The sequence below is a fragment of the Pseudomonas sp. NPDC087615 genome (assembly GCF_044743445.1).
In the GTDB taxonomy this organism is placed as follows: domain Bacteria; phylum Pseudomonadota; class Gammaproteobacteria; order Pseudomonadales; family Pseudomonadaceae; genus Aquipseudomonas; species Aquipseudomonas baetica_A.
Genome location: NZ_JBIUWM010000033.1, coordinates 24,817 through 50,708, shown reverse-complemented (window position 1 = coordinate 50,708; position 25,892 = coordinate 24,817). Strand labels below are relative to the sequence as shown.

16 protein-coding genes are annotated in these 25,892 nt (G+C 60.5%); 2 read left to right on the top strand and 14 right to left on the bottom strand.

All coding sequences use genetic code 11. From position 1 onward, the window contains the following. The first annotated feature begins 40 nt into the window (after nt 1-40). Nucleotides 41-3,382 (top strand): maltose alpha-D-glucosyltransferase, encoded by a 3,342-nt coding sequence (treS, locus tag ACIOU6_RS17325; RefSeq protein ID WP_401138195.1) that lies wholly within the window; start codon nt 41-43, stop codon nt 3,380-3,382. A 2-nt stretch (nt 3,383-3,384) separates the two neighbouring features. After that, nucleotides 3,385-5,616, top strand: a complete 2,232-nt coding sequence (glgB, locus tag ACIOU6_RS17320) for a 1,4-alpha-glucan branching protein GlgB (RefSeq protein ID WP_401138193.1) — start codon at nt 3,385-3,387, stop codon at nt 5,614-5,616. Nucleotides 5,617-5,733: 117 nt separating this feature from the next. Here the strand turns inward: glgB and ACIOU6_RS17315 are convergent, their stop codons facing one another. From ACIOU6_RS17315 to glgA, 14 genes are all read right to left on the bottom strand, one after another. Continuing rightward, nucleotides 5,734-6,804: an autotransporter outer membrane beta-barrel domain-containing protein gene (locus ACIOU6_RS17315; protein WP_401138190.1), complete on the bottom strand. Its 1,071-nt coding sequence runs from the start codon at nt 6,802-6,804 to the stop codon at nt 5,734-5,736. Nucleotides 6,805-7,126: 322 nt separating this feature from the next. Further along, nucleotides 7,127-9,637 (bottom strand): autotransporter outer membrane beta-barrel domain-containing protein, encoded by a 2,511-nt coding sequence (locus tag ACIOU6_RS17310; protein WP_401138188.1) that lies wholly within the window; start codon nt 9,635-9,637, stop codon nt 7,127-7,129. Between the two features lie 195 nt (nt 9,638-9,832). Next, complete coding sequence (locus ACIOU6_RS17305; RefSeq protein WP_401138185.1) at nt 9,833-10,615, bottom strand: endonuclease/exonuclease/phosphatase family protein; 783 nt, start codon at nt 10,613-10,615, stop codon at nt 9,833-9,835. Between the two features lie 136 nt (nt 10,616-10,751). Continuing rightward, nucleotides 10,752-11,510, bottom strand: coding sequence for a PIG-L deacetylase family protein (locus tag ACIOU6_RS17300; RefSeq protein ID WP_401138183.1), 759 nt, complete (start codon nt 11,508-11,510; stop codon nt 10,752-10,754). A 187-nt stretch (nt 11,511-11,697) separates the two neighbouring features. Then, complete coding sequence (locus ACIOU6_RS17295; RefSeq protein ID WP_401138180.1) at nt 11,698-12,354, bottom strand: glycosyltransferase; 657 nt, start codon at nt 12,352-12,354, stop codon at nt 11,698-11,700. Next, a complete protein-coding gene (locus ACIOU6_RS17290) occupies nt 12,351-12,950 on the bottom strand; it encodes an SAM-dependent methyltransferase (RefSeq protein WP_401138177.1) in 600 nt (199 codons plus the stop codon). Before ACIOU6_RS17290 ends, ACIOU6_RS17295 begins: the two co-directional genes overlap by 4 nt. Next, on the bottom strand, nt 12,947-13,705 hold the full coding sequence (locus ACIOU6_RS17285; protein WP_401138174.1) for a PIG-L deacetylase family protein: 759 nt from the start codon (nt 13,703-13,705) through the stop codon (nt 12,947-12,949). Before ACIOU6_RS17285 ends, ACIOU6_RS17290 begins: the two co-directional genes overlap by 4 nt. After that, nucleotides 13,702-14,700 (bottom strand): acyl-CoA dehydrogenase, encoded by a 999-nt coding sequence (locus tag ACIOU6_RS17280; RefSeq protein WP_401138171.1) that lies wholly within the window; start codon nt 14,698-14,700, stop codon nt 13,702-13,704. Before ACIOU6_RS17280 ends, ACIOU6_RS17285 begins: the two co-directional genes overlap by 4 nt. Before the next feature lies 1 nt (nt 14,701). Beyond that, entirely contained in the window at nt 14,702-16,861 is a 2,160-nt protein-coding gene (gene glgX / locus ACIOU6_RS17275; RefSeq protein ID WP_401138168.1) for a glycogen debranching protein GlgX, read from the bottom strand. A gap of 127 nt (nt 16,862-16,988) precedes the next feature. Further along, on the bottom strand, nt 16,989-17,303 hold the full coding sequence (locus ACIOU6_RS17270; protein WP_221731614.1) for a DUF2934 domain-containing protein: 315 nt from the start codon (nt 17,301-17,303) through the stop codon (nt 16,989-16,991). A gap of 27 nt (nt 17,304-17,330) precedes the next feature. Next, a complete protein-coding gene (locus ACIOU6_RS17265) occupies nt 17,331-20,099 on the bottom strand; it encodes a malto-oligosyltrehalose synthase (RefSeq protein WP_401138165.1) in 2,769 nt (922 codons plus the stop codon). Further along, a complete protein-coding gene (gene malQ / locus ACIOU6_RS17260) occupies nt 20,096-22,174 on the bottom strand; it encodes a 4-alpha-glucanotransferase (protein WP_221731616.1) in 2,079 nt (692 codons plus the stop codon). Before malQ ends, ACIOU6_RS17265 begins: the two co-directional genes overlap by 4 nt. Further along, nucleotides 22,171-23,973 (bottom strand): malto-oligosyltrehalose trehalohydrolase, encoded by a 1,803-nt coding sequence (gene treZ / locus ACIOU6_RS17255; protein ID WP_401138162.1) that lies wholly within the window; start codon nt 23,971-23,973, stop codon nt 22,171-22,173. The genes malQ and treZ overlap by 4 nt, the downstream gene beginning before the upstream one ends. A 16-nt stretch (nt 23,974-23,989) precedes the next feature. After that, nucleotides 23,990-25,576 carry a glycogen synthase GlgA gene (glgA, locus tag ACIOU6_RS17250; RefSeq protein ID WP_221731618.1) on the bottom strand — a complete coding sequence of 529 codons (1,587 nt, stop codon included), beginning with the start codon at nt 25,574-25,576 and terminating at the stop codon, nt 23,990-23,992. Nucleotides 25,577-25,892 lie beyond the last annotated feature (316 nt).

Sequence of the window (25,892 nt, the reverse complement as noted above, 5' to 3'; positions counted from 1 at the left end):
CTTCAGTTAAGACATCTTCAGAATTTTTCAGGAGTTTCACATGGCGAAGAAACCCAAGGCTGCCACCTTTATCAAAGATCCGCTCTGGTACAAGGATGCGGTGATTTATCAAGTTCACGTCAAATCATTTTTCGACTCCAACAATGACGGTATCGGCGACTTTCCCGGCCTGATCGCCAAACTCGATTACATCGCCGAGCTCGGCGTCAATACCATCTGGCTGTTGCCGTTCTATCCATCGCCGCGTCGCGATGACGGCTACGACATCGCCGAATACCGTGGCGTGCACAGCGATTACGGGACCATGGCCGACGCCAAACGCTTTATCGCCGAGGCGCACAAACGTGGTTTGCGGGTGATCACCGAGCTGGTCATCAACCACACCTCCGACCAGCACCCGTGGTTTCAACGGGCGCGCAAAGCCAAACCGGGCTCGGCCGCACGTGACTTTTACGTGTGGTCGGATGACGACCAGAAATACGACGGCACGCGGATCATCTTTCTCGACACCGAAAAGTCCAACTGGACCTGGGATCCGGTCGCCGGCCAATACTTCTGGCACCGTTTTTATTCCCATCAGCCGGATTTGAACTTCGATAATCCGCAAGTGATGAAGGCCGTGCTGTCGGTGATGCGTTACTGGCTGGACATGGGCATCGACGGTCTGCGCCTCGACGCGATCCCGTACTTGATCGAACGCGACGGCACCAACAACGAAAACCTTCCGGAAACCCACGACGTCCTCAAGCAGATCCGTGCCGAGATCGATGCCAATTACCCCGACCGCATGTTGCTGGCCGAAGCCAACCAATGGCCGGAAGACACCCAGTTGTATTTTGGCGATACCGACGCGCACGGCTTGAATGGCGACGAATGCCACATGGCCTTTCACTTCCCGCTGATGCCGCGCATGTACATGGCGCTGGCTCAGGAAGATCGCTTCCCGATCACCGATATTTTGCGCCAAACCCCGGAAATCCCTGCCAACTGCCAATGGGCGATTTTCCTGCGCAACCACGATGAGCTGACGCTGGAGATGGTCACCGACAAGGAGCGCGATTACCTGTGGAACTACTACGCCGCTGATCGCCGGGCGCGGATCAACCTCGGCATTCGTCGGCGTCTGGCGCCGTTGATGGAGCGTGATCGCCGCCGGGTCGAGTTGCTCAACAGCCTGCTGCTGTCGATGCCGGGCACGCCGACCCTGTATTACGGCGATGAAATTGGCATGGGCGACAACATCTATCTTGGCGACCGCGACGGTGTGCGAACGCCCATGCAGTGGTCCATCGACCGCAACGGCGGATTCTCCCGCGCCGACCCGGCTAGCCTGGTGTTGCCGCCGATCATGGACCCGCAATACGGCTATCTGTCGGTCAACGTCGAAACCCAGGCCGGCGACCCGCATTCGTTGCTCAACTGGACGCGGCGCATGCTCGCCGTACGCAAGCAATCCAAAGCGTTTGGCCGTGGCACGTTGAAAATGCTCTCGCCGAGCAACCGACGGATTCTGGCTTATACCCGCGAGTTCACCGACGCCGATGGCAAACACGAAATCATTCTCTGCGTGGCCAACGTGTCGCGCAGCGCCCAAGCGGCGGAGCTCGATCTGTCGGCCTACGTCGGCATGGTCCCGGTGGAGATGCTCGGCGGTAACGCCTTCCCACCCATCGGTCAGTTGAATTTCCTCCTGACCTTGGCACCGTACGGTTTCTACTGGTTCGCCCTCGCGGCGGAAAACCAGATGCCGAGCTGGCATGTGGAACCGGCGCAGAGCCTGCCGGACTTCACCACCCTGGTGCTGAAAAAACGCATGGAGGAACTGCTCGAGGCGCCAGCCCGCGCGACCCTGGAGCAAGGCATTCTGCCGAGCTGGCTGCAAAACCGCCGTTGGTTCGCCGGCAAGGATGCTGCCATCGACAAGGTGCATCTGGCCTACGGCGTGCGGTTCGGCGACGCCGAGCATCCGGTGCTGCTCAGCGAGATCGAAGTCACCAGCGGCGGCCAGACCCACCGTTATCAACTGCCGTTTGGCTTTATCTCAGAGGATCAGGTCGGCGCGGCGCTGCCTCAGCAACTGGCATTGGCCCGCGTGCGTCGGGTGCGTCAGGTCGGTTTGATTACAGACGCATTCAGTCTCGAAGCGTTTATCCGCGCCGTATTGCAGGGCATGCAGAACAACGCAGTGCTCGAATCGGCTGATGGCGAAATCCGCTTCGCCCCGACACCGCTGTTGGAAACACTGGCGCTGGGCAGTGAATCCGAGGTGCGTTATCTGTCGGCCGAGCAATCGAACAGTTCGGTGGTCATCGGCAACAGCGTAGTCCTTAAGCTGATCCGCAAAGTCGCTTCTGGCGTACACCCGGAACTGGAGATGAGCGCTTACCTGACCGCTGCCGGATTTGCCAATATCTCCCCGCTGCTGGGTTCGGTGATCCGCCGCGATGCGAAGGGCGAAGACAATCTGTTGATGATCGCCCAAGGCTATCTGAGCAATCAGGGCGATGCGTGGGAATGGACGCAAAACAACCTCGAACGGGCATTACGCGATGAGCTGGCCGATGCCATGTCCGAGCAGGAACAGCATTACAACGCCTTGGGTGAGTTGAAGGATTTTGCCGGGATGCTCGGTCAGCGCCTGGGCGAAATGCATCAGGTGCTGGCGGCGCCGACCGACAATCCCGACTTTGCACCGCAAATCAGTACGGCCAAGGACATGCAGGCCACCGGTAAGGACGTCGCCGCTCAGGTCGAACAGGCTCTGAAACTGCTCAAGCAGCATCAGGGCGAACTCAGCGCGGCGGATCAGAAGCTGGTTAAACGACTGATCGACGAGAAAAAAACCATCCTTGCCCATGTGCAGGATCTGGCGAAAAAAGCTGTCGGCGGTTTGCGGATCCGTGTCCACGGTGACCTGCATTTGGGTCAGGTGCTGGTGATCAAGGGCGATGCCTTTCTGATCGATTTCGAGGGCGAACCTGCACGGCCATTGAGCGAACGTCGCGGCAAACACAGCCCGTACAAGGATGTCAGTGGTGTGCTGCGTTCTTTCGATTACGCGGCAGCCATGACCATCAACGTGCACAACGTCGACCACAGCCCCGAATCCGAAGCATCACGTCATCGTGTGGCGGATCGCTATTTGCAGGAGGCGCGAGAGGCATTTGTTCAGGCATATCGCCGGGCGGCAGCTAGTCTTGATCATGCTTGGCAAGATCCTGAAGGCGCCGACGCCGCATTGGCGTTGTTCGGCCTGGAGAAGGCGGCCTATGAAGTGGCCTATGAAGCCGAAAATCGCCCCGCGTGGCTGCCCGTGCCGTTGCACGGTTTGTATGGGTTATTGACGGGGCTTAAACCCTTTTCCGATCTTGGTGGAGAGTAGTCATGAGTTTCTCGAACAAGGAACAGGGTCAAGTCAAAGAAGCATTGCTGCCCACGGCGAAGGATATCGACGCCTTGGTCCGTGCTGAGCATCACGATCCGTTTTCCATTCTTGGCCCGCACGGCGATGGCGCCGGCGGACAATTCATTCGGGCTTTTCTGCCCGGCGCGTTGAATGTTTCGGTGCTGGACAAAGAGACCGGGCAAGAGCGCGGCGCGCTTGAGCAGACTGAAACGCCGGGGCTGTTTGTTGGCCACTTCGATCAGACACGGCCGTATCAATTGCGTACCCGTTGGGCCGGTGGCGAGCAGGTGGCGGAAGACCCTTACAGCTTCGGTCAGTTGCTGGGCGAGATGGATTTGTATCTGTTTGCCGAAGGCAATCACCGCGACCTCAGTTCGTGCCTCGGCGCGCAACTGACCACCGTGGATGGCGTTGAAGGCGTGCGGTTTGCCGTGTGGGCACCGAATGCCCAACGGGTCTCGGTGGTGGGTGACTTCAACGTCTGGGATGGGCGCCGGCACCCGATGCGCCTGCGTCATCCGTCCGGGGTATGGGAGTTATTCATCCCGCGCCTGCAAGCGGGGGAGTTGTACAAATACGAAATTCTTGGCGCTCACGGGATTCTGCCGCTCAAGGCTGACCCGATGGCGCTGGCCACCAGCCTGCCGCCGGACACCGCATCGAAAGTCGCTGCGCCGCTGCAAGTCGACTGGCAGGATCACGACTGGATGAGCGGCCGTCGCGAGCGGCAGCAACATTCGGCGCCGCTGTCTATTTATGAACTGCACGCCGGTTCCTGGCAGTGTGAGTTGGATGATCTGGGTGAAGTGGCGCGCCAGTACACCTGGCCGGAATTGGCAGAGCGATTGATTCCGTATGTGAAGGAACTGGGTTTCACCCACATTGAGTTGATGCCGATCATGGAGCACCCGTTCGGTGGTTCCTGGGGTTATCAGTTGTTGTCGCAATTTGCGCCGAGTGCCCGTTACGGCACGCCGGAGCAATTCGCCGAGTTCATCAACGCCTGCCACCAAGCGGATATCGGCGTGATTCTCGATTGGGTACCGGCGCATTTCCCCACTGATACCCACGGCCTGGCGCAATTCGACGGCACCGCGCTGTACGAGTACGGCAATCCGCTGGAGGGTTTCCATCAGGATTGGGACACGTTGATCTACAACCTCGGGCGCACCGAAGTACACGGTTACATGCTGGCGTCGGCGCTGCATTGGTTGAAGCATTTCCACATCGATGGCCTGCGAGTCGATGCGGTGGCTTCGATGCTCTATCGCGACTATTCGCGCAAGGCTGGCGAATGGGTACCGAACCGGCATGGCGGGCGTGAAAACCTCGAAGCCATCGACTTTCTGCGGCACTTGAACGACGTGGTCGACCTGGAGGCCCCGGGTGCACTGGTAATCGCCGAGGAATCCACGGCGTGGCCGGGCGTCAGTCAGAGCACGCAGCAGGGCGGTCTGGGCTTTGCCTACAAATGGAACATGGGCTGGATGCACGATTCGCTGCATTACATTCAGCAGGACCCGGTGTACCGCGCCCATCACCACAATGAGTTGAGTTTCGGCCTGGTCTACGCCTGGTCCGAGCGTTTCATTCTGCCGATCTCCCACGATGAAGTGGTCCACGGCAAACACTCGTTGATCGACAAGATGCCCGGCGATCGCTGGCAGAAATTCGCCAACCTGCGGGCTTATCTGAGTTTCATGTGGACCCATCCTGGCAAGAAGTTGCTGTTCATGGGCTGCGAGTTCGGTCAGTGGCGCGAGTGGAATCACGACCAACAGCTTGATTGGTATCTGTTGCAGTATTCCGAGCACAAAGGCGTGCAGAAACTGGTGGGCGACCTCAACCGTCTCTATCGCGAAGAGCCAGCATTGCACGATCAGGATGACGCGCCGCAGGGTTTCCAGTGGTTGATTGGCGACGATGCGATCAACAGCGTTTATGCCTGGCTGCGTTGGAGCAAGGACGGTAAGCCCGTGCTGGTGGTGGCCAACTTCACCCCCGTGCCGCGTCATTCCTATCGTGTGGGTGTGCCGTTCGCCGGGCGTTGGAGCGAGTTGCTCAACAGCGACGCTGATACCTATGCCGGTTCCAACTATGGCAACGGTGGCGGGGCGTTTACCGAAGAAGTACCGAGCCATGGCCAGGCGTTGTCGCTGGAGCTGAATTTGCCGCCGCTGGCGGTGTTGATCCTCAAGCCTGAGGGTTGAGCCCACACCGAGTCGCTGCCTTCGCGAGCAAGCCCGCTCCCACAGAGGAATGCATTCCAGATGTGGGAGCGGGCTTGCTCGCGAAGGTGTCAGCTCAGACGCCGGGAAACCGAAGCCTCACCAACGCATCCGTACGCCGAGACTGCCAATCAAGCCATTCAAATCATTGTCATCGACATCACTGCTGTAATCGGCACTCACATACAGGCTCACCGCCGGCGTCACCCGAGCCACCAGCCCCAGTCCCAACTCGACGGTCGATGATTTGCGGCTGCTGCTGATCTTGTCGACCTTATCCAGAGTCACCGTGCTGCCGGTATAGACCGTGTGCCAGAGATTGGTGCGCAGGTACGGCTCGACCGGCAGACCACTCAAGTCATAGCTACCTTTCAAGCGTGCTCCGACGCGGCCACTCCAGGCTGAGAGGTCTTTGGATGTTGCGTGGCCTGAGCCAGCGTTGGGGGTGTCGAGGGTGATGCGCTGATTGACCAATTGCGCCTGGGGTTCGATCACCCAGTTTTCACTCAAACCAATCGGGAAACCGCCTTCGACCGAGAACGTCATGGCGCTGCCTTCTGTGGCCTGCCGCGCACCTCGTTCATCGCGGCTGAATCCGCTGACTCGTCCACCGCTGGCCGACAAGTCGACGTGCCATCCCCGCGCACCGATCAGGCTGTAATAGGCGCCCAGGCGCTGGCCTTGCAGGTTGAGGGTGTCGGTGGTCGGGTCGGCCAGGGCGCGGCTGATGATTTGCCCGTTGCCATTGGCTTGAATCTGGTTCGGGCCGCCCATCAGGCCGATTTTCTGCGTAGGGCCGCCGCCGCTTTGCAGAATCAGTACGGCGGGGCCCTTCCAGTCAGAGCCTCCGGGCATCGCGAAACCCGAAGACAACACATCGGTTTGCGCCTTTCGGGCACTTTGTCCGTAGAGCAGGTCCCAAGCGCCTGGCGCGAGTTCTTCGGTGATCAGCCTCGCAATTTGCCGATCAGATAGGGGATTGAACCGTTGCCGGTCCGGGGTGATGACCGTCGCAGGCAATGTGATGACGGGTACGTTCTCTCGATACCACGGTGTCGCTTCATCCGCCGCAGGGGTTGCCTGTGCCTCCATGGATGAGCACAGCAAGAGAAAACTCGAGACTGTGCAGAAGGTGATTTTGATCTCGCGTGGGGTGATTGAAGTTCTCATGGAGGCCTACCTTGCAAGCGCATGCGGCATCTCGATGTGGCGTCTCTCCTACCCCGAACGAGGGGCGACCGAATGGAGCGGGCAGATCCATGGCCGCTCGATTTCGCGAGTGTCCGATGGTTCGGCCCGGAGGGTTATTCCGGGGGTAGTAAGGTAGAGATAAGAAGAACCACAAGCATGCGTCAAGAAATTGATCGATGAGTGGTCGGTGTTATTTGGGTTGCGCAACTATTTGTTTATTTGAAAATAACCAAGTAGTTGTTTGTAGGAGAGAACGAGGAATACCCCCCGATGCATAGACATTTTATTACCGACGGAAGGTTTACCAACTGATCCGAATCCCGACATTTCCAGACAAGCCGCGCAGGTCGTTGCTGTCAATATTGCGACTGTAGTCAGTGCTGGCGTAGACACTTATGGCGCGATCAAGGGTCAATACCACCCCCAAGCCGACATCCGCCGTCGAGGTCTTTTGCTCGGTGGTAATGACGTCACTGTCGCCAAACTTCACCGAGTCGGTACCGGAAAATGTGTGCCACAGATTAGCGCGCACATACGGTTCGACCGGCAGGCCGCTGACTTGATATTGCCCTTTGATACGAGCGCCGAGCCGACCGGTCCATGATCCATCGGAGTCGAACGATACCCGCGAAACCCCATCATTCTGGCTGTCCAGGGAGATTTTCTGGTGGATGATCTGGGCTTCTGGCTCCACCACCCAAGAGTCGTTGATCGGGAACGGATACCCAGCCTCTGCCGAGACGGTCAGGGCGTGCCCGCGATTGTCCAGCTTCAGTCCACGATCAGAGTGGTTGTCACCCTCGAAACGAGTGCCCATCAGCACGGTATCGATATACCAGCCGTAAGGGTCGGTCAGCGTCCAGTAGAGGCCGTAACTATCACCCGCGAGTTTGATTTCGCCGGCGCTGTTGTTCTGGAAACCTTCGTTGAAACCATCGACATCGCCTTGTAAACGACTATGGCCAACGAAGAAACCAATGCGCTGGGTCTGACCTCCAGGTGTCAGCGAACTGTAGAGGTCATTGCCAACCTGAAAGCCGCTGAGCGAAGCGTCCAGACGAGGAGTGACTGTACCGGCCCAGGTCTGATCGAGGTTTTTGCCATAGACCCGACCCCAACCCGCGCCGAATGCGCCGGTCTCGGTGAGCAGGCGTTGATCGCCCTGGCGGTCATGAAACGTTCCGAGCGCGTTGAGGGTCAGTTGCGTCGCTGCGGGTGGCAGCACCGACCAAGTCGGAACTTCCGGGCGGTACAAGGGAATCGGTGCGGCACCCGCCACCGCTGCGGGCAGTACTGGGAGCGGCGGGCTGCCTGCCGGAGCCACGGCCGCGACCGGCGCCGCAACGACGGGCACGAGAATCGGCGGCAACGTCGGGTCGGGATTGGGCACGCTCATTATTTGCGGTGCGACCACGGCAGAGCGCAGGTACCAACTGTTCTCGGTCCCGGCGGTGACACCGCCCTTGAACAGGTAGTAATCATAGGCCCCGGCCGACACCGGCCCGTTCAGGGTAAACGCGTTGTCGGTGCTGACCGTACTGCCCTGAGCCTGTACCAATTGAATGCCGTTGAGTTGGGTCAGCGCACCCATGCCGCCAAGGTTGCTGACGCTGATCACTGTTGCACCGCTGAGGCTACCGTTGTTGACTACTAGCTTGTCGCTGGTCGAGTCATCACCGCCGATGACACTTTGCAGCAATAACTGGCCACTGTTGCCGACGTAGTTGCCTTGCACGGTCAGCGTGTCGTTAGTACGGCTGTTGTTGCGGGTCAAATCGATGATGCCCGAGTTGTTCAGTGTCACCGCTTGCCCGGCCGTTGCTGAAGACACCGCGCCTTGGGTCGAAAGCAACGTGCTGCTGGCCTCGATGTTCAAAACACCCGTGCCGGTGCCAGTGTCACCAAGCACCAGAGCGCTTGAGCCCAGATCCAGTTGTGAAGTGTTGCTCAGGTTCACCGTTTCCCAATTGATGAATCGCGCCGGCAGGGCGGTACGGGTGTTATCCAAGCTCAGCGCATCATTGCCAGTGCCGCCATCGACGCTCGGCGTGAGCGCGAGAATGCTGTCGTCAAGATTGCGCAAAGTGGCGGTGTCATTGCCGACATCCATCAGGATTGCCGAGCGGATAATGCCGCCACTGTCCCATAGCAAGCGGTCATCACCGACACTGGCGCGGATCTCTCCGCCGACTTCGCCTCCAGTAATGGTGATGCTGTCATTGCCACCGCTGACACTGATATTGCCGCCGATGCGACCTCCGGACACGATGATCGTGTCTGTGCCGAAACCGGCGACCAGATTGCCCATGATCTGCCCGCCTGACAGGTCAAAAATATTGTTGTCGAGCTTCATATCGACCCGGCCGATGGAGCCGCCGCTCATGCGCGCGACATCTCCGTCCTCGAACGCACCGACGATGGTGCCGCCGGTCATCAGGAACGTGTCGCGCCCATCTCCTTGTGCGAGAGAGCCGATCGAGCCGCCGTTCATGACGAAGTCATCAATGCCGTTGCCTTGGCTGACGGCACCGGTGATGACGCCTGAATTTATTTCGACGCGGTCAGCACCCGCGCCCAAGGTCACGCTGCCGTTGATCTGGCCAGTGCCGTTGGTCGGCAGGGTCAGGCTGTTGTTTCCCGAGAGGTCGGTCAATGAACCACTGGTACCGCTGTCACATGTGAAGTTGTCGTCGCCGAGGCCGGGGATCAGCGTACAGGCGGCCGAAGCGGGAGGGCTGGTGAGTAACAACAGAGAGGCAGGCAGGAGAAAAACGTGCGGCAGAGTTCGCAACTGTCGGATGTAGCGCGTCATGGTCATTCCCTACGTCAAAATTCGGGGAATCCATCCTTGAGCAAGCCTTGGATCGGTACTTCCTGTGCAACTGATGCACTACGTGAGATCCATGCTCTAACAAATTGAAAGCGCTACTCCTTGAGCTCATTTATGTTTAGAAGATTTCCCCCGAGGTTCAAGCAGGCCTGACAAACGGTCTTGTTCGTTCGGCGACTACAGATGCACTTCAACGGCCAGCGGCAAGTGATCCGACAGGTGCGTCCACGGCTTGTTGCCGAGGATCTGCGGGTCATGACTGCTGGCGTTGCGCAGGTAGATCCGATCCAGTCGCAGCAATGGAAAACGCGCCGGATAGGTCTTGGCAGGGCGGCCATGATGGCGCTCGAATGCTTCGTGCAAATAGTCGCGCCTGGCGAGGGCGACGTTGCCGTGAAGCTGCCAGTCGTTGAAGTCTCCGGCGATGATCACCGGCGCGTCATCAGGCAAGGATTCAAGCAACTGGCAGAGCAGTTGCAACTGCAATTGGCGATGGCTTTCCAGGAGACTCAAATGCACGCAGATCGCATGGACTTCGGCATGCCCCGGCACATCCAGCACGCAGTGCAACAAGCCACGGCGCTCGGGGCCGGTGATCGACACGTCGAGGTTGCGGTACTCGCGGATCGGGTATTTGGACAGCAGCGCATTGCCGTGATGGCCATCGGGATAAACCGCGTTGCGCCCATAGGCGAAATCGCTCCACATGCTGTCGGCGAGAAATTCGTATTGCGAGGTTTGCGGCCATTCGTTGTAGCGGTTCGAATGCCGTTCGTGTTCACCCACCACTTCCTGCAAAAACACCAGATCGGCCGAAGTGCTGCGCACTGCTTCGCGCAACTCCGGAAGAATGAAGCGCCGATTGAGCGCAGTGAAGCCCTTGTGGGTGTTGACCGTCAGCACGCGCAGGCGATGAATGACTGAATCGTCGACGACGTGACGCTTGGGGTCGCTGGACACGGTTACTCCTATCAATCCTGAGTGCGTATTCATGCGACTGGTGGGCGGGGCTGGCAGTTCCTTCTGAATGTCGCTGTACCCTGTGGCTGGCAAGCCCGCCCACGAGAGATGTTGGCGAAGGTGCTACCTGTGGCCTTCAGACGAAAACGATCTCGTAGGGCAATCGCATCCGTTCCAGAATCACCGGTGGCAGCATTGGCGCTATGCCAATCGCCGGTTCGCCTTTGAGCTGGCTGGCGTAGGCGTGGGTGGCGTGGCTTTTGCGCGCCACGGTCCAGGTGTCGAGGCGCAGCTTGCGTGCGCGATCCCAAGGGATCCGCTTCTGATCACGCTCCGGCCAGTGCCACGCCCAGACCGGTACATCGTGGAAGCTCGCCCCGGCCAGTTCGGCGGCCGCTGCGGCGGCACGTCCGACTGCCTCATGATCGTCGTTGCCATCGCCGCGCCAGGTACTGAACACCACGTCGCCGGGGCGCAGGTAACGGCCGATGAACTCCGCCAATTGGCTGTGCTGATCGCTCAGTGCGTTGTCGGTGAAACCGCCGCGTACCCATTTCAGGCTGTGCATCGGTAAACCGAGGCGGCGCAATGCTTCAACGCTTTCCTGCGGGCGGAACACGCTCAGGCGTTTTTCCGACCATTGTCGTGAACCGGGATGGCTGGCGCTGCCGTCGGTGATCGAGAGCAGTTGCAGCGGATGACCGAGGCTTGAGAGTAATTGCAGCAGGCCACCGCACGTCACCACCTCATCGCCGGGATGCGGGGCGATCACCACGGCGCGGGCACCAGGTGGCACCAGGCTGCGGGTGTTGATGACGGGAATGTTGTGCAGTTGCGGGGCGCTGTTCCAGATTTGCGCCGACGGGCTGTTTTCGATGAGCGATAACGGTTTCATGGGTACGACGTCCTTGTGTTGTTTCGCCCTCAATCGTGCCCACAGCCATAAACCTGTGACGCGGCCGACCCGTGAAGGCTGGTTGATTGCCATGCGACGCTCCGAACCCTGGATTGCCGCGCAGCAGAGTATTGCTCATGAAGTGACGTTCGTCGCGTCACAGATCAATCTGATACGGTTTTTTTTATTACATCTGTGCCAGGTTTCGCAAGTAGTCGCCAAATCCACCCCGGGCCCGGCTGTCGAAACGAGCGCTGGTGTGGACTTGCGGACGATGGCTCCAGGCGATGTTCGCACCGGCCAGTTCCAGATCCCGCACCAGGTGCACATCTTCGTCGCACGCCAGCGGTTTAAAGCCTCCGGCCCACCGATAGGCATCAGCGCTGACGCCCAGATTGGCGCCGTGAATATGCCGATGGCCCTCACTGGCCCGATAGTGGCGGTGATAGCGAATTTGCGCCGCCTCATCGAACGATTCATGCCAGTGCTCGACGGTGACTGTGCCGCACACCGCATCTGCGCCCAGCCCGATTTGCGCCACCAGCCAGTCATCGGCGACGCGGCTGTCGGCGTCCGAGCAGGAGATCCAGCGTGCCCCGCGCTCCAGCAGCACCTGAGCGCCGACGGCGCGGGCCCGACCGACATTGCGCGCCTCGATATTCAGGCTCAGCACCGGATAACCGCTGACAATCTGCGCCGAGCGGTCGGTGCAACTGTCGAGCACCACCAACACTTCGACCCGCTCACCGGCCAGCAACCCGTGCCGGCTGGCGCGCATGGCCGCGCTCAGGCATTCATCGAGCAGGTCTTCTTCGTTGTGCGCCGGGATCAAAATGCCAATCATCGCAAACCCTCCAGCGCCGCCACCGAGCGCGGTTCGCGGCTCCACACTTCAAGAATGAAATCAGCCTCCTGATGCAGCACCAAGCGCGGCCAATGCAATTGTTCGTGGATCAGGTCGTGAACCTGTCGGGCGTTCAGCGGGCAGCCCTCGATGGGCGGGCGCCAGTGACAAGCGAGGAGTTGGCCGTCGGCGGTCAGGGATTCACTGATCTGGCGAATCACTTCTGTCAGATCCTTGGCGTCGAAGTAGTAGCCGATTTCGCTAAATACAATCAGGTCGAATTTTTCCTGGGGCCAGTCACCGGGCAGACGGTTTTGACGCACTTGGGCGTGGTCAAAAAGGCTTAAACGGGTTCGTGCCAGTTTCACTGCCGCGCTGGCGGTGTCGCAACACAACAGTCGGTCACAGCGCGCCGCCAGTTCGGCGCTCAGTTCGCCATTGGCGCAGCCCGGTTCGAAGATCGCCCGATAGTGCGCACGAGGCAGCGCGGCGAGGGTAATCGCCCGTTTGCGCTGTTCGTACCAGCGCTGACGAAATGCCCATGGGTCATCGTTGCCGGCGAACAGCCCTTCGAAATAGCGATCTTCGACGCTCATAGGAATACCACCTCGAAAGGTTGCAGTAAGCGGTCAAGCACATAGGGCGCCAGTACCGGCGCGAGCCCTGCCTCGGGATCACCCTCCAACTGGCTGGCAAAGGCATGGACGGCGTGGCGTTTTCGAGCGATTTGAGCCGGTGAAAGGAGAATTTTGCGCGCCCGTTGCCAGGGCACCAGAGCGTCTTCAGGCGTTGCCCAGTGCCACGTCCATACGGGCAGTTCGTGGCACGTCGCGCCGACTCTGCGCGCCGCTTCAGCGCTGGCGCGGCCGACGGCTTCGTGGTCGCGATGACCGTCCTCGCTCCAAGTGGTGAAGAGCACATCGGTGGGATGTAGATGGCGTTCGATAAAGCCGCTCAGCTCGGATTCTCGCGCCGCCACCTGCGTGTCGCTGAAACCGCCGCGCAGCCATTTCAAACGATGCATCGGCAGGCCGAGGCGCCGCAGCGCTTCGGCGGACTCCTGTGGCCGGATCACAGTCAGGCGCTCCACCGGCCAGCGCGTGGAGCCAGGGTGGCTGGCGCTGCCGTCTGTGACCGAGATCAGTTGTAACGAGCGGCCGGCAGCGGCGAGCACTTGCAGCAGGCCGCCGCAGCCCAGCACTTCATCGTCCGGGTGCGGCGCGACAATCACCGCGCGAGCACCCGGAGGCACCAGACTGAGGATGTTGATGCTTTCCATATCGGCCAGATGCTGTGAACTCTGCCATTGCTGCAACGACGTGCCTTGGCCGACGATGGGATTGGTTTTCATAGCGCCCATGCTCCGTCAGGTAGCGCGGCAACCATGTGGCCGAGGGCGGCGAGGTCCCGTTCGGCGTGGCTTTGGCGCAGGAACACCGGCAAGTCGGCGATCAGTCGGGCGAAGTGCCGATCCTTGCAATATGGCCCGGCCCCCAAGGCACGGCCGACTTCGCGGACCACCTGCTCGACCGACTGTTCAACCACGGCCCGGGCACGCCGGGCCAGCAGTTGGGTATCGGCTTGCGGATGCGCGTCGATGTGCAGGGCGCTGAAACGCAAGACATCGGCGGCTGCTTGCAAGGCGCTATCGACCGCGCCCAGGTGGGCAAGGGCATGCGGCTCCTGCCGTTGCGCACATGCCTGGCGCAGGCGTTCGGCAATCTGCCGCCCGGCGCCGTACCAGCAGGCAGCAATGCCGATCCCGCCTTGCCAGAAACCTGGCCGTTGCAGGTAATCGCCGGGATTGCCGATGGCTTGAGCTTCGGCGCCGTCGAACAGCACCTCGACACTGCCCGTGGCGCCCATGCCCACAGCCTGCCAACCTTGATCGGTGATGGTCACGCCGGGTTGATCGAGGGCCACGGCAACCAGTTGCTGCTGATCATCAGCGTCCCACGCGGTGAGCAGCGCATGGCTGAGTACCGCCGCGCCGGAACACCAGGCCTTGCGGCCGTTGAGCTCCACCATATGCCCGGCGGGTCGCACCTGCACCCGCGCTTGCGGCGGTTCTGCCGCCCACATGCCCCACGTGCTGCCGGGCGTTGGCGCGCCTCCCAGTTGCTCGATGATCGCTAACGCGTCGGTGTGGCCCTCGTAAAGTTTGCACAAACCCAGATCATGCCCACCAACATCGGCCAGACGCTGAAATCGCTCCAGCGTGCTGCCGCTGCCGGGTAACGGCAATCGGTCCAGCCCGGCCTCTACCATCGCCCGCAGGCACAGGCCGAGCGAGACAGTGTCTGCGTAGTCTGGCGGACGGCGAGCGAGATAGCGTTGCAAGTCCATGTCAGTCTTCTTCTTCGCGTTGCAATTCAAACAGCAGCAGTGAACGGCCAGTGACCGAGTATTCATGACCGAACTCGAAGCGTTCCTGGCCACGAATCGACGGTTGATTGGTATCGACCATGCACGTCCAGAAACTGCCCTCAGGAACCTCCGGCAAGGTGAAGTTGACGATGTCGTGGTGCGCGTTGACCACCAATAGCAGCGTCGCATCGGCACCTTTGCGACGGATGCCGGTTTCCTGTGCGCGGCCATCGAGCAGCATGCCCAGGCAGCGGTTGTGTGCGTCGTGCCAATGCTCGGTGGTCATCTCGGTGGCGTCCGGCGCGAGCCAGGTCACGTCTTTGACGCCGATGTCCTCGTTGTACTCGCCGACCAGAAAACGTCCACGGCGCAGGATCGGATACGCCAGACGCAGCTTGATCAGACGTTTGACGAATTTGAGCAGCGCTTGCCCGTCTTCGCTCAGGTCCCAGTTGACCCAGCCGATCTCGCTGTCCTGGCAATAGGCGTTGTTATTGCCGTCCTGGGTTCGGGCGAATTCGTCACCGGCAACGATCATCGGCGTGCCTTGGGCCAGCAGCAGGGTGGCGAAGAAGTTGCGCATCTGCCGGTGGCGCAGGGCGTTGATGTCAGGGTCGTCAGTCGGGCCTTCGACGCCGTGGTTCCACGACAGATTATTGTTGCTGCCGTCCTGATTATTTTCGTCGTTCGCTTCGTTGTGTTTGTCGTTGTACGACACCAGATCGTTGAGGGTGAAACCGTCGTGAGCGGTGATGAAGTTCACCGACGAATACGGCCGTCGTCCGCGCTGGTTGAACATCTCGCCCGAAGCGGTCATGCGGCTGGCGAAGTCGGCCACCTGGCCGTCGTCACCTTTCCAGAATGCACGCACGGTGTCGCGGAACTTGTCGTTCCACTCGACCCAGCCCGGCGGGAATTTGCCGACCTGATAGCCTCCGGGGCCACAATCCCAGGGCTCGGCGATCATTTTTACCTGACGCAGCACCGGGTCCTGGCGGCAGGCAACAAGGAAGCTGTGACGCTCGTCGAAACCGTCGTGGTAACGGCCGAGAATGGTCGCCAGATCGAAGCGGAAACCGTCGACATGCATTTCGCTGGCCCAGTAGCGCAGCGAGTCGGTGACCATTTGCAGCACGCACGGGTGGCTCAGATCCAGCGTGTTGCCGGTGCCGGAATCGTTGATGTAGAAGCGTTTGTCATCCGGCATCAAGCGGTAGTAGGAGGCGTTGTCGATGCCGCGCATCGACAGGGTCGGGCCTTGTTCGTTGCCCTCGGCGGTGTGGTTGTAGACCACGTCAAGGATCACTTCGAGATTGGCTTCGTGCAGGTGCGCGACCATCTCCTTGAATTCGGCGATCTTGCCGCTGGCCAGATAGCGCGGGTCGGGAGCGAAAAACGCGATGCTGTTGTAGCCCCAGTAATTGGTCATGCCCTTGTGCAGCAGGTGCTGGTCATTGACGAACGCGTGGATCGGCAAAAGCTCAACGGTCGAAACCCCGACACTGCGAATGTGCTTGAGCACATCGTCGTTCATCAGTCCGGCGAAAGTGCCGCGTACGTTTTCCGGAACCGAGGGGTGCCGCATGCTGATGCCGCGCACGTGGGTCTCATAAATAATGGTCTTGTCCCACGGCACGCTGACGCGCTGGTCGTTGCCCCAGGTGTGCGCCGGGTCGATGACTTTGCACTTGGGCACGAAGGGGGCGCTGTCGCGTTCATCGAAGCTGAGGTCGGCGTCGGGGTGGCCGATGGTGTAGCCAAATAGCGCCTCCGACCACTTGAGTTCACCGACCAGCTGTTTGGCGTACGGGTCGATGAGCAACTTGTTGTGGTTGAAGCGGTGGCCGTTGGCCGGGTCATATGCGCCGTAGACACGGTAGCCGTAGATCAGTCCCGGATGTGCGTCGGGCAAGTAGCCGTGGTAGATCTCGTCGGTGTATTCCGGCAGTTCGATGCGTTCGAGCTCGACTTCACCGGCATCATCGAAAATGCACAGTTCAACTTTGGTGGCGTTGGCGGAGAACAGGGCAAAGTTCACCCCCAAACCATCCCAGGTCGCGCCGAGCGGGAAGGGCAGGCCTTCGCGGATTCTCGAGGGTTCGGCGTGCTGTGCGGGCTCGGCTTTCTTTGGATGGGTCATGATTGCTCCTGCAAAACGGATGAATTCTGGGCTGAAACAGGGGGGGGCTTGTTTCTTGAGGGCGAACGCCCCCTCGGTGGCGAGCAAGCCCGCCACACGTTCATTCAGTTCAATAATCGGGAGAGCGTCAGTTCGCCGGAGGCTTGCGCGGTGCGCGCGGCTTTTTCTCAGCGGTTTTTTCGCCCGGCGGGACGACTTTTGCGGCGCTCGATGGCTTGGCTTTGGCCGGCGCTTTGGGCTTGGCTGCCGGAGCTTTCACCTCAGCGGTCTTGGTAGCAGTCTTGCTGCCGGCAGCTTTCGGCGATTTCTTCGGTGCCAGCGCTTCAGCCTCGGCCAATTTACGCGCCATCTCCCAGTGACGCGCTTCATGACCTTCGGGTTTACCTTCGGATTCCCAGATTTGATAGGCGAATTCGCGGATGCGTTTATCGTCGGTGCTCATCGTAATGCTCCTGAACTGAACTCGTGCTTACGTTAAGTGTTGGATAAAGAGATTCACCGGGACATCCCCCAGCGCGTCGCTGACATTCAGCTCCCTGTTTTTTGTGACTGCGCTGCTTGAAAAAAGTCCCTTCAGGTTTGCGTCAGAGGCGGCGAACGGTAAAACCACCCGAGTGTCGCCCCAGCGCAGCGCATCGACCTGAGGTACAGCACTGTTTCCCAGCAGTGTTGCGCAACGGATCGGCACGATCACGATGGCCTGCCTGTCCTCATGCTCGCGGGCAAACGCGAGTACGTTGTGCGCCTGGCTGCCCAGTACCTCAAGGGCCTGGTACGAGCCACGCCGAAACAGCTCAGCGTGTTCAGCGCGCAGGTTCAGCACTTGAGCGATCAAGGCTTGCTTGATGCGCCCGTCACGCCAGTTCGCTAGGCATTGCGATGTCGGCACTTGTGCCTGCAAGGCGTGCTCGCGAGCGGCGTAATCCACCGGCCGACGGTTATCCGGATCAACCAGGCTGAAGTCCCAGAACTCGTTGCCTTGATACAGATCCGGCACTCCCGGTACCGTCATGTGCAGCAAGGTTTGCGCCAAGCCGTTGAGCGCGCCGGCAGCAGCGATGCTGTTGACGGTCTTGCTCAGTGCAGCGCGCAGCCACTCACCTTCATCGCCGGTCAGCAGTTTTTCGGTGAACGCCTGCGTGGCGTTTTCATAGGCTTCGTTGGGCGCGCTCCAACTGCTTTGCAGCTTGGCCTCGCGCAGAGCTTTCTGTTGCCACTGCCAGATGCGTTTGGCGTAGTCGGCGAAACCGGCCTGATCGTCATCCTGTAAATCCAGCGGCCAACTACCGATCAGCGCCTGGTAGAGGATCAGTTCGTCGCCGGTCGACGGCATTTGATCATCAAGGCGCACCGGGCGGGCGAGGGCGCGCCACAACTCGATCTGTTCGGCGTACCAGTGGCTGCGCTCGCTCAGCACCGCGAGGCGTGCGCGGGTGTCTTCGCCGCGTTTGTGATCGTGGGTGGCGGTGGCCAGCAGGTTGTCGGGAAACTCGGTCAGGCGTTGCTGATTGATTGCATGGAAATCGCAGACCGGCGCGCTGAACTGTTCGGTGTTGTAGCCAACGTCATTGCGCGACAGCAGCACGGCGGAGCGGTACAGCGCAGTGTCTTCCACGGCTTTGGCCGCTGCCGGTGACGTCAGTTGTTGAAAGCGTACGCAGGCATGCTTGAGGATTTTGCGCGAGCGCCCGCGGGGTTTGCGTCGCCACGGCGTGCCACCGAGCCATGCCGCCACGCAGTCGAGCACCGGCCAGTCGCCTTCGCCCAGTGTCTGCCGGGCACCGTCCATGGCGTGCTGGAAAATTTCATCGTCTTGCGCCGAACGACCCATCGCGCTGATGTAGGTGCGATACACCGGGAAATGCACGATCAACGCCTGCAAGACCCGGCGGATTGCGCCGAGGGTCAAGTCGCGGGTCATCAGGTCATCCCGGGCTACTTGCAGCAACGCCTGAGCGACGCTTTCGCAATCGCTGGCCAGCGAACCGTTGAGGATCTGCTGACGGGCCAGCTGCGCTTCTTCGATAAACTCCGCCGGGCGTTCAGTACGCCGCTGCCACAGCTCACCGAGCACATGTTCGCCATCCGGATCGTGTTGCAGCAGGGACAACTGATTCATGAACTCATAACCGGTGGTGCCGTCCACTGCCCAGTCGCGGCGCAGGGTCTCGCCGGCACCCAGGATTTTCTCGACGTAGATTGGCAAATGCCTTCCCGGCGCCAACCGATCCAGACGTCGGCGCAGCTTGCGGCAATAACCGCGTGGGTCGGCGAGGCCGTCGATGTGGTCGATGCGCAAGCCGTCGACCAACCCCTCGGCGACCAACTGGAAGATTTTGCCGTGGGTGGCCTCGAACACGGCCGGCCGTTCGACACGCAAACCACCGAGCTCGTTGATGTCGAAAAAACGCCGCCAGTTGATGTCATCCGCGGCGGTGCGCCAACTGGCCAGGCGATAACTCTGGCGTTCCAGCAACTCATGCAGCTTGTGAAAGCCTTCTTCGGTGGTGGAATCGTAATGCGCCAGATGGCTGTGGATGGCTGCCAGTATCCGCGGATCACCCGCTCGCCGTTGCAACTCTTCCTTGAGTGGAGCCGCCAGCGAATGGGCGTCGGTTTGATAGCTGAGGGCACTGAAACGATCCGCGAGGGTTTTCAGTGTTTCATCAGGCTTGAGCAACTCGCCGTAATCATTCGGGCAGATCGGGAAGTGATGGTCGTAATGCTCAACGTGGAAGCTGCCGGTTTGTGCGTTGAAATGCAGCTTCAGGGTGCCTTCCTGCAACGCGACGCCGTAATCGCTGCCCAGAAACGGCAGCAGCAACTGGCCTTCCATCAACGGGTCAGGCGAGTGCCATTGAATGTCGAAAAATTCTCCATAGGGACTCAACCGTCCCCATTCCAGCAGGTCCAGCCACCACGGGTTGTCGCTGCCACCGACGGCCATGTGATTGGACACGATGTCGAGGATCAACCCCATCTTGTGTTCACGCAAGGTGCTGACCAGGTGCCGCAGGGCTGGTTCGCCGCCCAGTTCCGGGTTCACTTGCGTCGGGTCGACCACGTCGTAACCGTGCATGGAGCCTGCCCGCGCGGCGAGCAGCGGAGAAGCGTAAATATGGCTGATGCCGAGCCGGGCGAAATACGGCACCAAGGGCACCGCGTGTTCAAGGGTAAAACCTTTGTGAAATTGCAGTCGCAGGGTGGCGCGTAGCGGTTGGATGAGCGTTTGATTCATTGGTCACGCTCGGCAGCCTGAAGACGTGCACACGCCAGGAGTTCCAGACGTCGCGCGGCATCTGCGCCATCGAGCAACGTTTCGCTGTTGCCCGGCAAGCGCCGCGACCAGTTGGGGTGGGTATCGATCGTGCCGGGCAAGTTCGCCTGCTCATTGATGCCCAGCGCATCTTCCAGAGGCAGCAACACCAGCGGTGCGCGGGTATGGCCGAGGAAACGCACACTGGCATCGATCACTTGGTCGGCCTCGTGGGATTCCTCTCGAAAATTCTGCGGGTCTTGGCTCAACGCGCTGCGCAGGCCTTCGCGCTCACGTTGACGGTGATGACGCCATTCGATTTCGCCATTGGCATCGACAAAGCCCAATCGCGCATTCCAGTCGATATCGCGGCCATGCCACCAGCCGTTGAGTGTCGGCAGGTCATGGGTGCTGGTAGTGGCCAGCGCATTGTCCGGCCAGTCGAGGATCGGTTTGAAACGCGTGTTGTCCTGTTCGAACAGCAGCACGCGCATGCCCAGTATCGAGCGGGCGATGAGTTTTTCCTGGAGCCCCTCCGGCACGGTGCCGAGGTCTTCACCGAGCACGATGGCTTGATGGCGATGGGATTCGAGGGTCAGCAGGCGCAGCAGGTCGTCGACTGGGTAATACAGGTACGCGCCGTCGGCCGGCGCCGCGCCGTTGGGGATGACCCAAAGACGTTGCAGGCCCATGACATGATCGATGCGCAGGCCGCCAGCATGGGCGAAATTGGCGCGCAGCATCTCGATGAATGCACGAAAGCCATTGCGGATCAGGCCTTCGGGGGAAAACGCTGAAATCCCCCAGCCTTGTCCGGCGCGATTGAGGATATCGGGCGGCGCACCCACGGTCAGTGAAGCGAGCAGTTCATCCTGAAAACTCCAGGCTTGGCTGCCGGCGCCATCGGCACCCACCGCAAGGTCAGCGATCAGGCCGATGCCCATGCCGGCGCTGCGGGCGGCGGTTTGCGCACGCTGCAGGCAGCGATGAATCAGCCATTGGCAGAACGCGAAGTAAGCGATGCGTTCGGCGTATTCCTCGGCAAAGGCTTCCAGGGCAGCGCCGCGCGGGTCGTGCCAATGCTCGGGCCATTCGCGCCAGTCGAGGCTTTCGCCACGGGCGGCGCGCATTTCCTGGATCGCTTCAAAGCGGCAGTGGTTTTCCAGCGCTTCGCCACCGGCATGACGGAAACTGGTGAAGTCCGGATGCAGCGGGTGATCACCGGCAACGAAGCCTTCGTACAGCGCTTGCAGCAATTGCAGTTTGGCGTCGGCGGCGGTTGGCCAGTCGATCAGTTTCAGGTCTTGCAGTTGCGTAAATTGCTCTGCCAGGCCCGCGGCGTCGATGGCATCACGCAAGGCGCGTTCGCCCAGAATCGCTCCCGGCGCGGCGTATAGGGCGTTGAGAAACAGACGACTGGACGGCGAGTAAGGACTGTAACGACCGGTGTCGGCGCTGAACATCGCGTGCAGCGGGCTGATCGCCAAGGCCTCGGCACCGCGTTCGCCTGCCACTCGAGCGAGGTCTTCCAAGGCTTGAGTGTCGCCGAAGCCGCCGTCACCGGGGCGGCGCAACGAATACAGCTGCACGCTCAGGCCCCACACACGCGGGATCGGGTTGTCCACCGCATCGCCGACGCTGAAGCAGCGTTCAGGCGCCACGGCCAGCGTGAAGTATTGATCGCCGATGTGCACTTGCTGATAACCAACCGGAATCAGCCCGGGCAGTATCGCTTGCGCATCCAGTTTCAGGTTCAGTCGCGAACCGTCTTCGAGGTGAATCTCACAAGGGGTTTGAGGTGCAAAATAGCGCGCCAGATCAACGCCAGCGCCGACATCGGCGGTCAGCAGCGGTGGCAGGTGGCGGTCTTGCTGGACTTGTTGCAGTTCAAGCAGGCTGGCGTCGATTTCCTGCGTCGTACTGGCAGGGTGGCCGAGCCCGATCAGGACATTGCGCAACACCGCCGGAGCCACTTTTTGCGGGCGGCCGTTGGCGTCGATCCAGTCGACGGCAAGGCCGGCGCGGCTTGCAAGAATTTCCAGTTGCGCATCGCTCATAGGCGCTCTCCATCCAGAGGTTGCAAAGGGGTTGCGGCCGTGAGGCTGACGAGCGCGCAATACGGGGGCAGCAGGCCCTCATCCGATAACCCGACGGCACTTGGCTGTTGAAACAGCCACACCGCGTCGGTTCGTGGAGGGTTGACCACCGCCGTATTGCTGAGGTTCAGGTCAATTCGCAGTTCGCTGCCATTGCCCAAGCGCCAGCGTGCGCTGACGGCGCCGTGGCCGAGCATGTGCGCGCCCAGCGCTTGCGTGCCGGGAAGGTTGGGAATGATGGACTGATGGCGCAATTGCAGGAGTTGCCGATACAGCGCGAGGGTTTCCTGCTGTTTGGCAGTACCGTTGCCTGTCAAGCGTGGCTGTGAAGCGTGGAAGGTTTGCAAGGCGTTGGGATCGGGGATTTGCTCGCGCTTGTGTGGGTCGGTGAAGGCGCTGAACGCGGCAAACTCGTTGCGTCGCCCTTCGCGCACCAACTGCGCGAGTTCGTCGTGATGGCTGGTAAAGAACAGGAACGGCTGCTCAGCGGCAAACTCGTCGCCCATGAACATCAGTGGAATCATCGGTGACAACAGCAGCAACACCGTTGCCGCTTGCAGCGCGCGCGGATCAGCAAGCTGATGCAGACGTTCGCCGAAGGCGCGGTTGCCGATCTGGTCGTGGTTCTGCAAAAACAACACGAACGCGGTGGAGGGCAAATGCTCGCTCGGCTCACCCCGGGGTTCGCCGTGGCGAGTGATATGCCCCTGGAACACGAAACCCTGGCTTAGACAGCGCACCAGTTGCTCGGTGGGTTGCTGGGCATAGTCGGCGTAATAGGCGTCGGTTTCGCCGGTCAGCAGCACATGCAAGGCGTTATGGCCGTCGTCATTCCACTGCGCGTCGTAATTTTCTTCCAGCAGACTCGACTGGTTCAGCTCGTTTTCGACGGTCAGCCAGACATGGCGAGTCGGGTCGATTTGCTGGCGTACCCGTTGGGCCAGTTCGGGGAGGAAATCCGGACTGTCTATGGCGTGTACCGCGTCCAGGCGCAAGCCGTCGAAACGGTACTCGAGCAGCCACATCAACGCATTTTCGATGAAGAAATCACGTACCTCGGTACGGCGGAAGTCGATCGCTGCGCCCCACGGCGTGTGTTTGTCTTCGCGAAAGAATCCTTTGGCGTAGCGGTGCAGGTAATTGCCGTCAGGGCCGAAGTGGTTGTAGACCACATCCAGAATCACTGCCAAGCCATGGCCGTGGGCGCTGTCGATCAAATGTTTGAGTTGTTCCGGGGTGCCGTAGGAGGCTTGCGGCGCGTAGGGCAGGGCACCGTCATACCCCCAGTTTCGTGCACCCGGAAATTGCGCCAGCGGCATCAGTTCAATGGCCGTGATGCCCAGTGCGGCGAGCCGTTCCAGATGTTGCTCGACTTCAGCGAAACCGCCGAGCGCACCAACGTGCAACTCGTAGATCACCGCCTCGCTCCAGGGCCGGCCGTGCCAGGTACTGTGCTGCCAAGGGTAGGCGAGGGGGTCGACAACCACGCTTTGACGGTCGAGGTCGCCATCCTGCGCTCTGGAGGCCGGGTCCGGCACCTCCAGTTCGCCATCGATGTTGTAGCGGTAACGGCTGCCTGCCGGGCAGCGTGTCTGGATCACAAACCAGCCATCAGCCTGAGGCAGCATCGGCACAGAACGTCCGTCTTCGAGTTCGACACTGACGTAAAACGCATCCGGCGCCCATAGCGCGAACTGCGTGTGTTCGGCATCCAGCATGATTGCGCCGTGGGGCCAGGTCTCTTGGGTCCGTAACGGCATCGTTGAAACTCCCTGATTATTTGTGGACGGCTTTACCCAGCGCCTTGGCGACCAGTTGTTCATACAGTTCAGCGTAGGGTTCAACCGCTTTGCACCAGTTGAAAGGCGCGGCCATGGCTCGGCAACGCATGGCGTTGAGCAGTTCCGGAAAGGCGAACACCTTGAATGCGCGGCTCAGGGCCTCGCGATAGCTGTCTGCCGTGGATTCGTCGAAGAGGAAACCGGTGACGCCGTTCTCAATGGTGTCGGCCAGACCGCCAGTGTTGCGCGCCACCGGCAGCGAGCCGAAGCGCTGGGCGTACATCTGGCTCAGGCCGCACGGCTCGTAACGCGATGGCATTAGCAGGAAATCACTGCCGGCAAACATCCGGCGGGCGTCGGTTTCGTTGAAGCCGATACGCACGCCGATCTGGCCGGGAAAGCGCAGCGCCAGTTCGCGCATGGCTTGTTCTTCCTCCGGCTCGCCACGACCGATGATTGCGATCTGGCCGCCGTTCTGCACGATGAACTCCGAGACGGCTTCGGTCAGATCCAGACCTTTCTGGTAAACCAGGCGCGATACAACTGCGAACAGCGGCCCTTCGCAGTCATCCAGACCAAACAGCTCGCGAACATGCGCGGCATTGACCGCTTTGCCTTCCCAATCGCCAATGGCGAAAGGTGCGAACAGGTGCGGATCGGTGGCCGCATCCCAGCTTTCATCGATACCGTTGGGGATGCCGCTGAGCAAACCTTGTTGGGTCTTGGCGGCAAGAAAACCGTCGAGGCCGCAACCGAAGTCCGGGGTGGTGATTTCCTGCGCGTAAGTGGCGCTGACCGTGGTGATGTGGCTCGAATACGCCATACCGGCCTTGAGGAACGACATCTTGCCGTAGAACTCCATGCCTTCCTGTTGCAGGGCATGGTTGGGAATGCCCAGTTCCGGGCAGGAACCCAGACTGGTTACGCCTTGGTAGGCAAGGTTGTGAATGGTGAAAAGGGTCGGCGTGCGTTGCCCGCGCCAATGCATATAAGCGGGCGCCAGGCCGGCCGGCCAGTCATGGGCATGCACCAGATCCGGGCGCCAGTGGATCTGCGCAAGGTTGGCGGCGATATCCGCAGCGGCCAGACCTAAGCGGGCGAAGCGAATGTGGTTGTCCGGCCAGTCGCGACCATTGTTGGCGCCGTAAGGCGAACCTTCGCGCTCGTAAAGTTCGGGGCAGATCAACACGTAAATCACTAGCCCGTCGGGCATGTCCATGCGACCGATCTTGCACGGTGGCAGCGCGGCATGGCCGCCGAGTTCACCGATGATGTGAATCGGGTTCTCGCTGTGCATCACTTGCGGGTAGCCGGGGATCAGCACGCGCACATCGTGCAGATGTGCCATGGCGCGGGGCAGGGCGGCGGAAACGTCACCCAAGCCGCCGGTCTTCACCAGGTCGGCGATTTCCGAGGTCACGAACAACACTTTTTTCTTGTTGGGATTCTGACTCGCTACCGGAGCCAGCGTCTTGGTGCCGGGGGCGTTGATCGATCGGCTGCCGGGAACGCTGACGGTGCTCGATTCACCTACCGATTGCTGAGCACGTTCTCCCTGAATATCCAATGCCGCACTGATCATATGAATCTCCCGTTTTGTTGATCTGATTCTTGTCTTTAGCAAGCGATGTCCATGGCCAAAGTCCTGTGGCCGGGCGCAAACACGCCACGCATCGCTGAGCAAACGCTACCCGACACGCGCAAGCAGAATGGGTGAAGAGGCCACTGCAAGGAATGAACCAGCCGCGTTCCCCCGCCTTTCAGATGACCCACCGCCAACAGCAAAAGTTTCGATTATTTTGCGGGTTTGTGACCGGCAGGTTTTGCCCCGCGAAAACCAGTCTAGGCCAGATCCTAGAGCGGGCCAGAGCAAATGGGTAAATTGTTCGACAATCGGT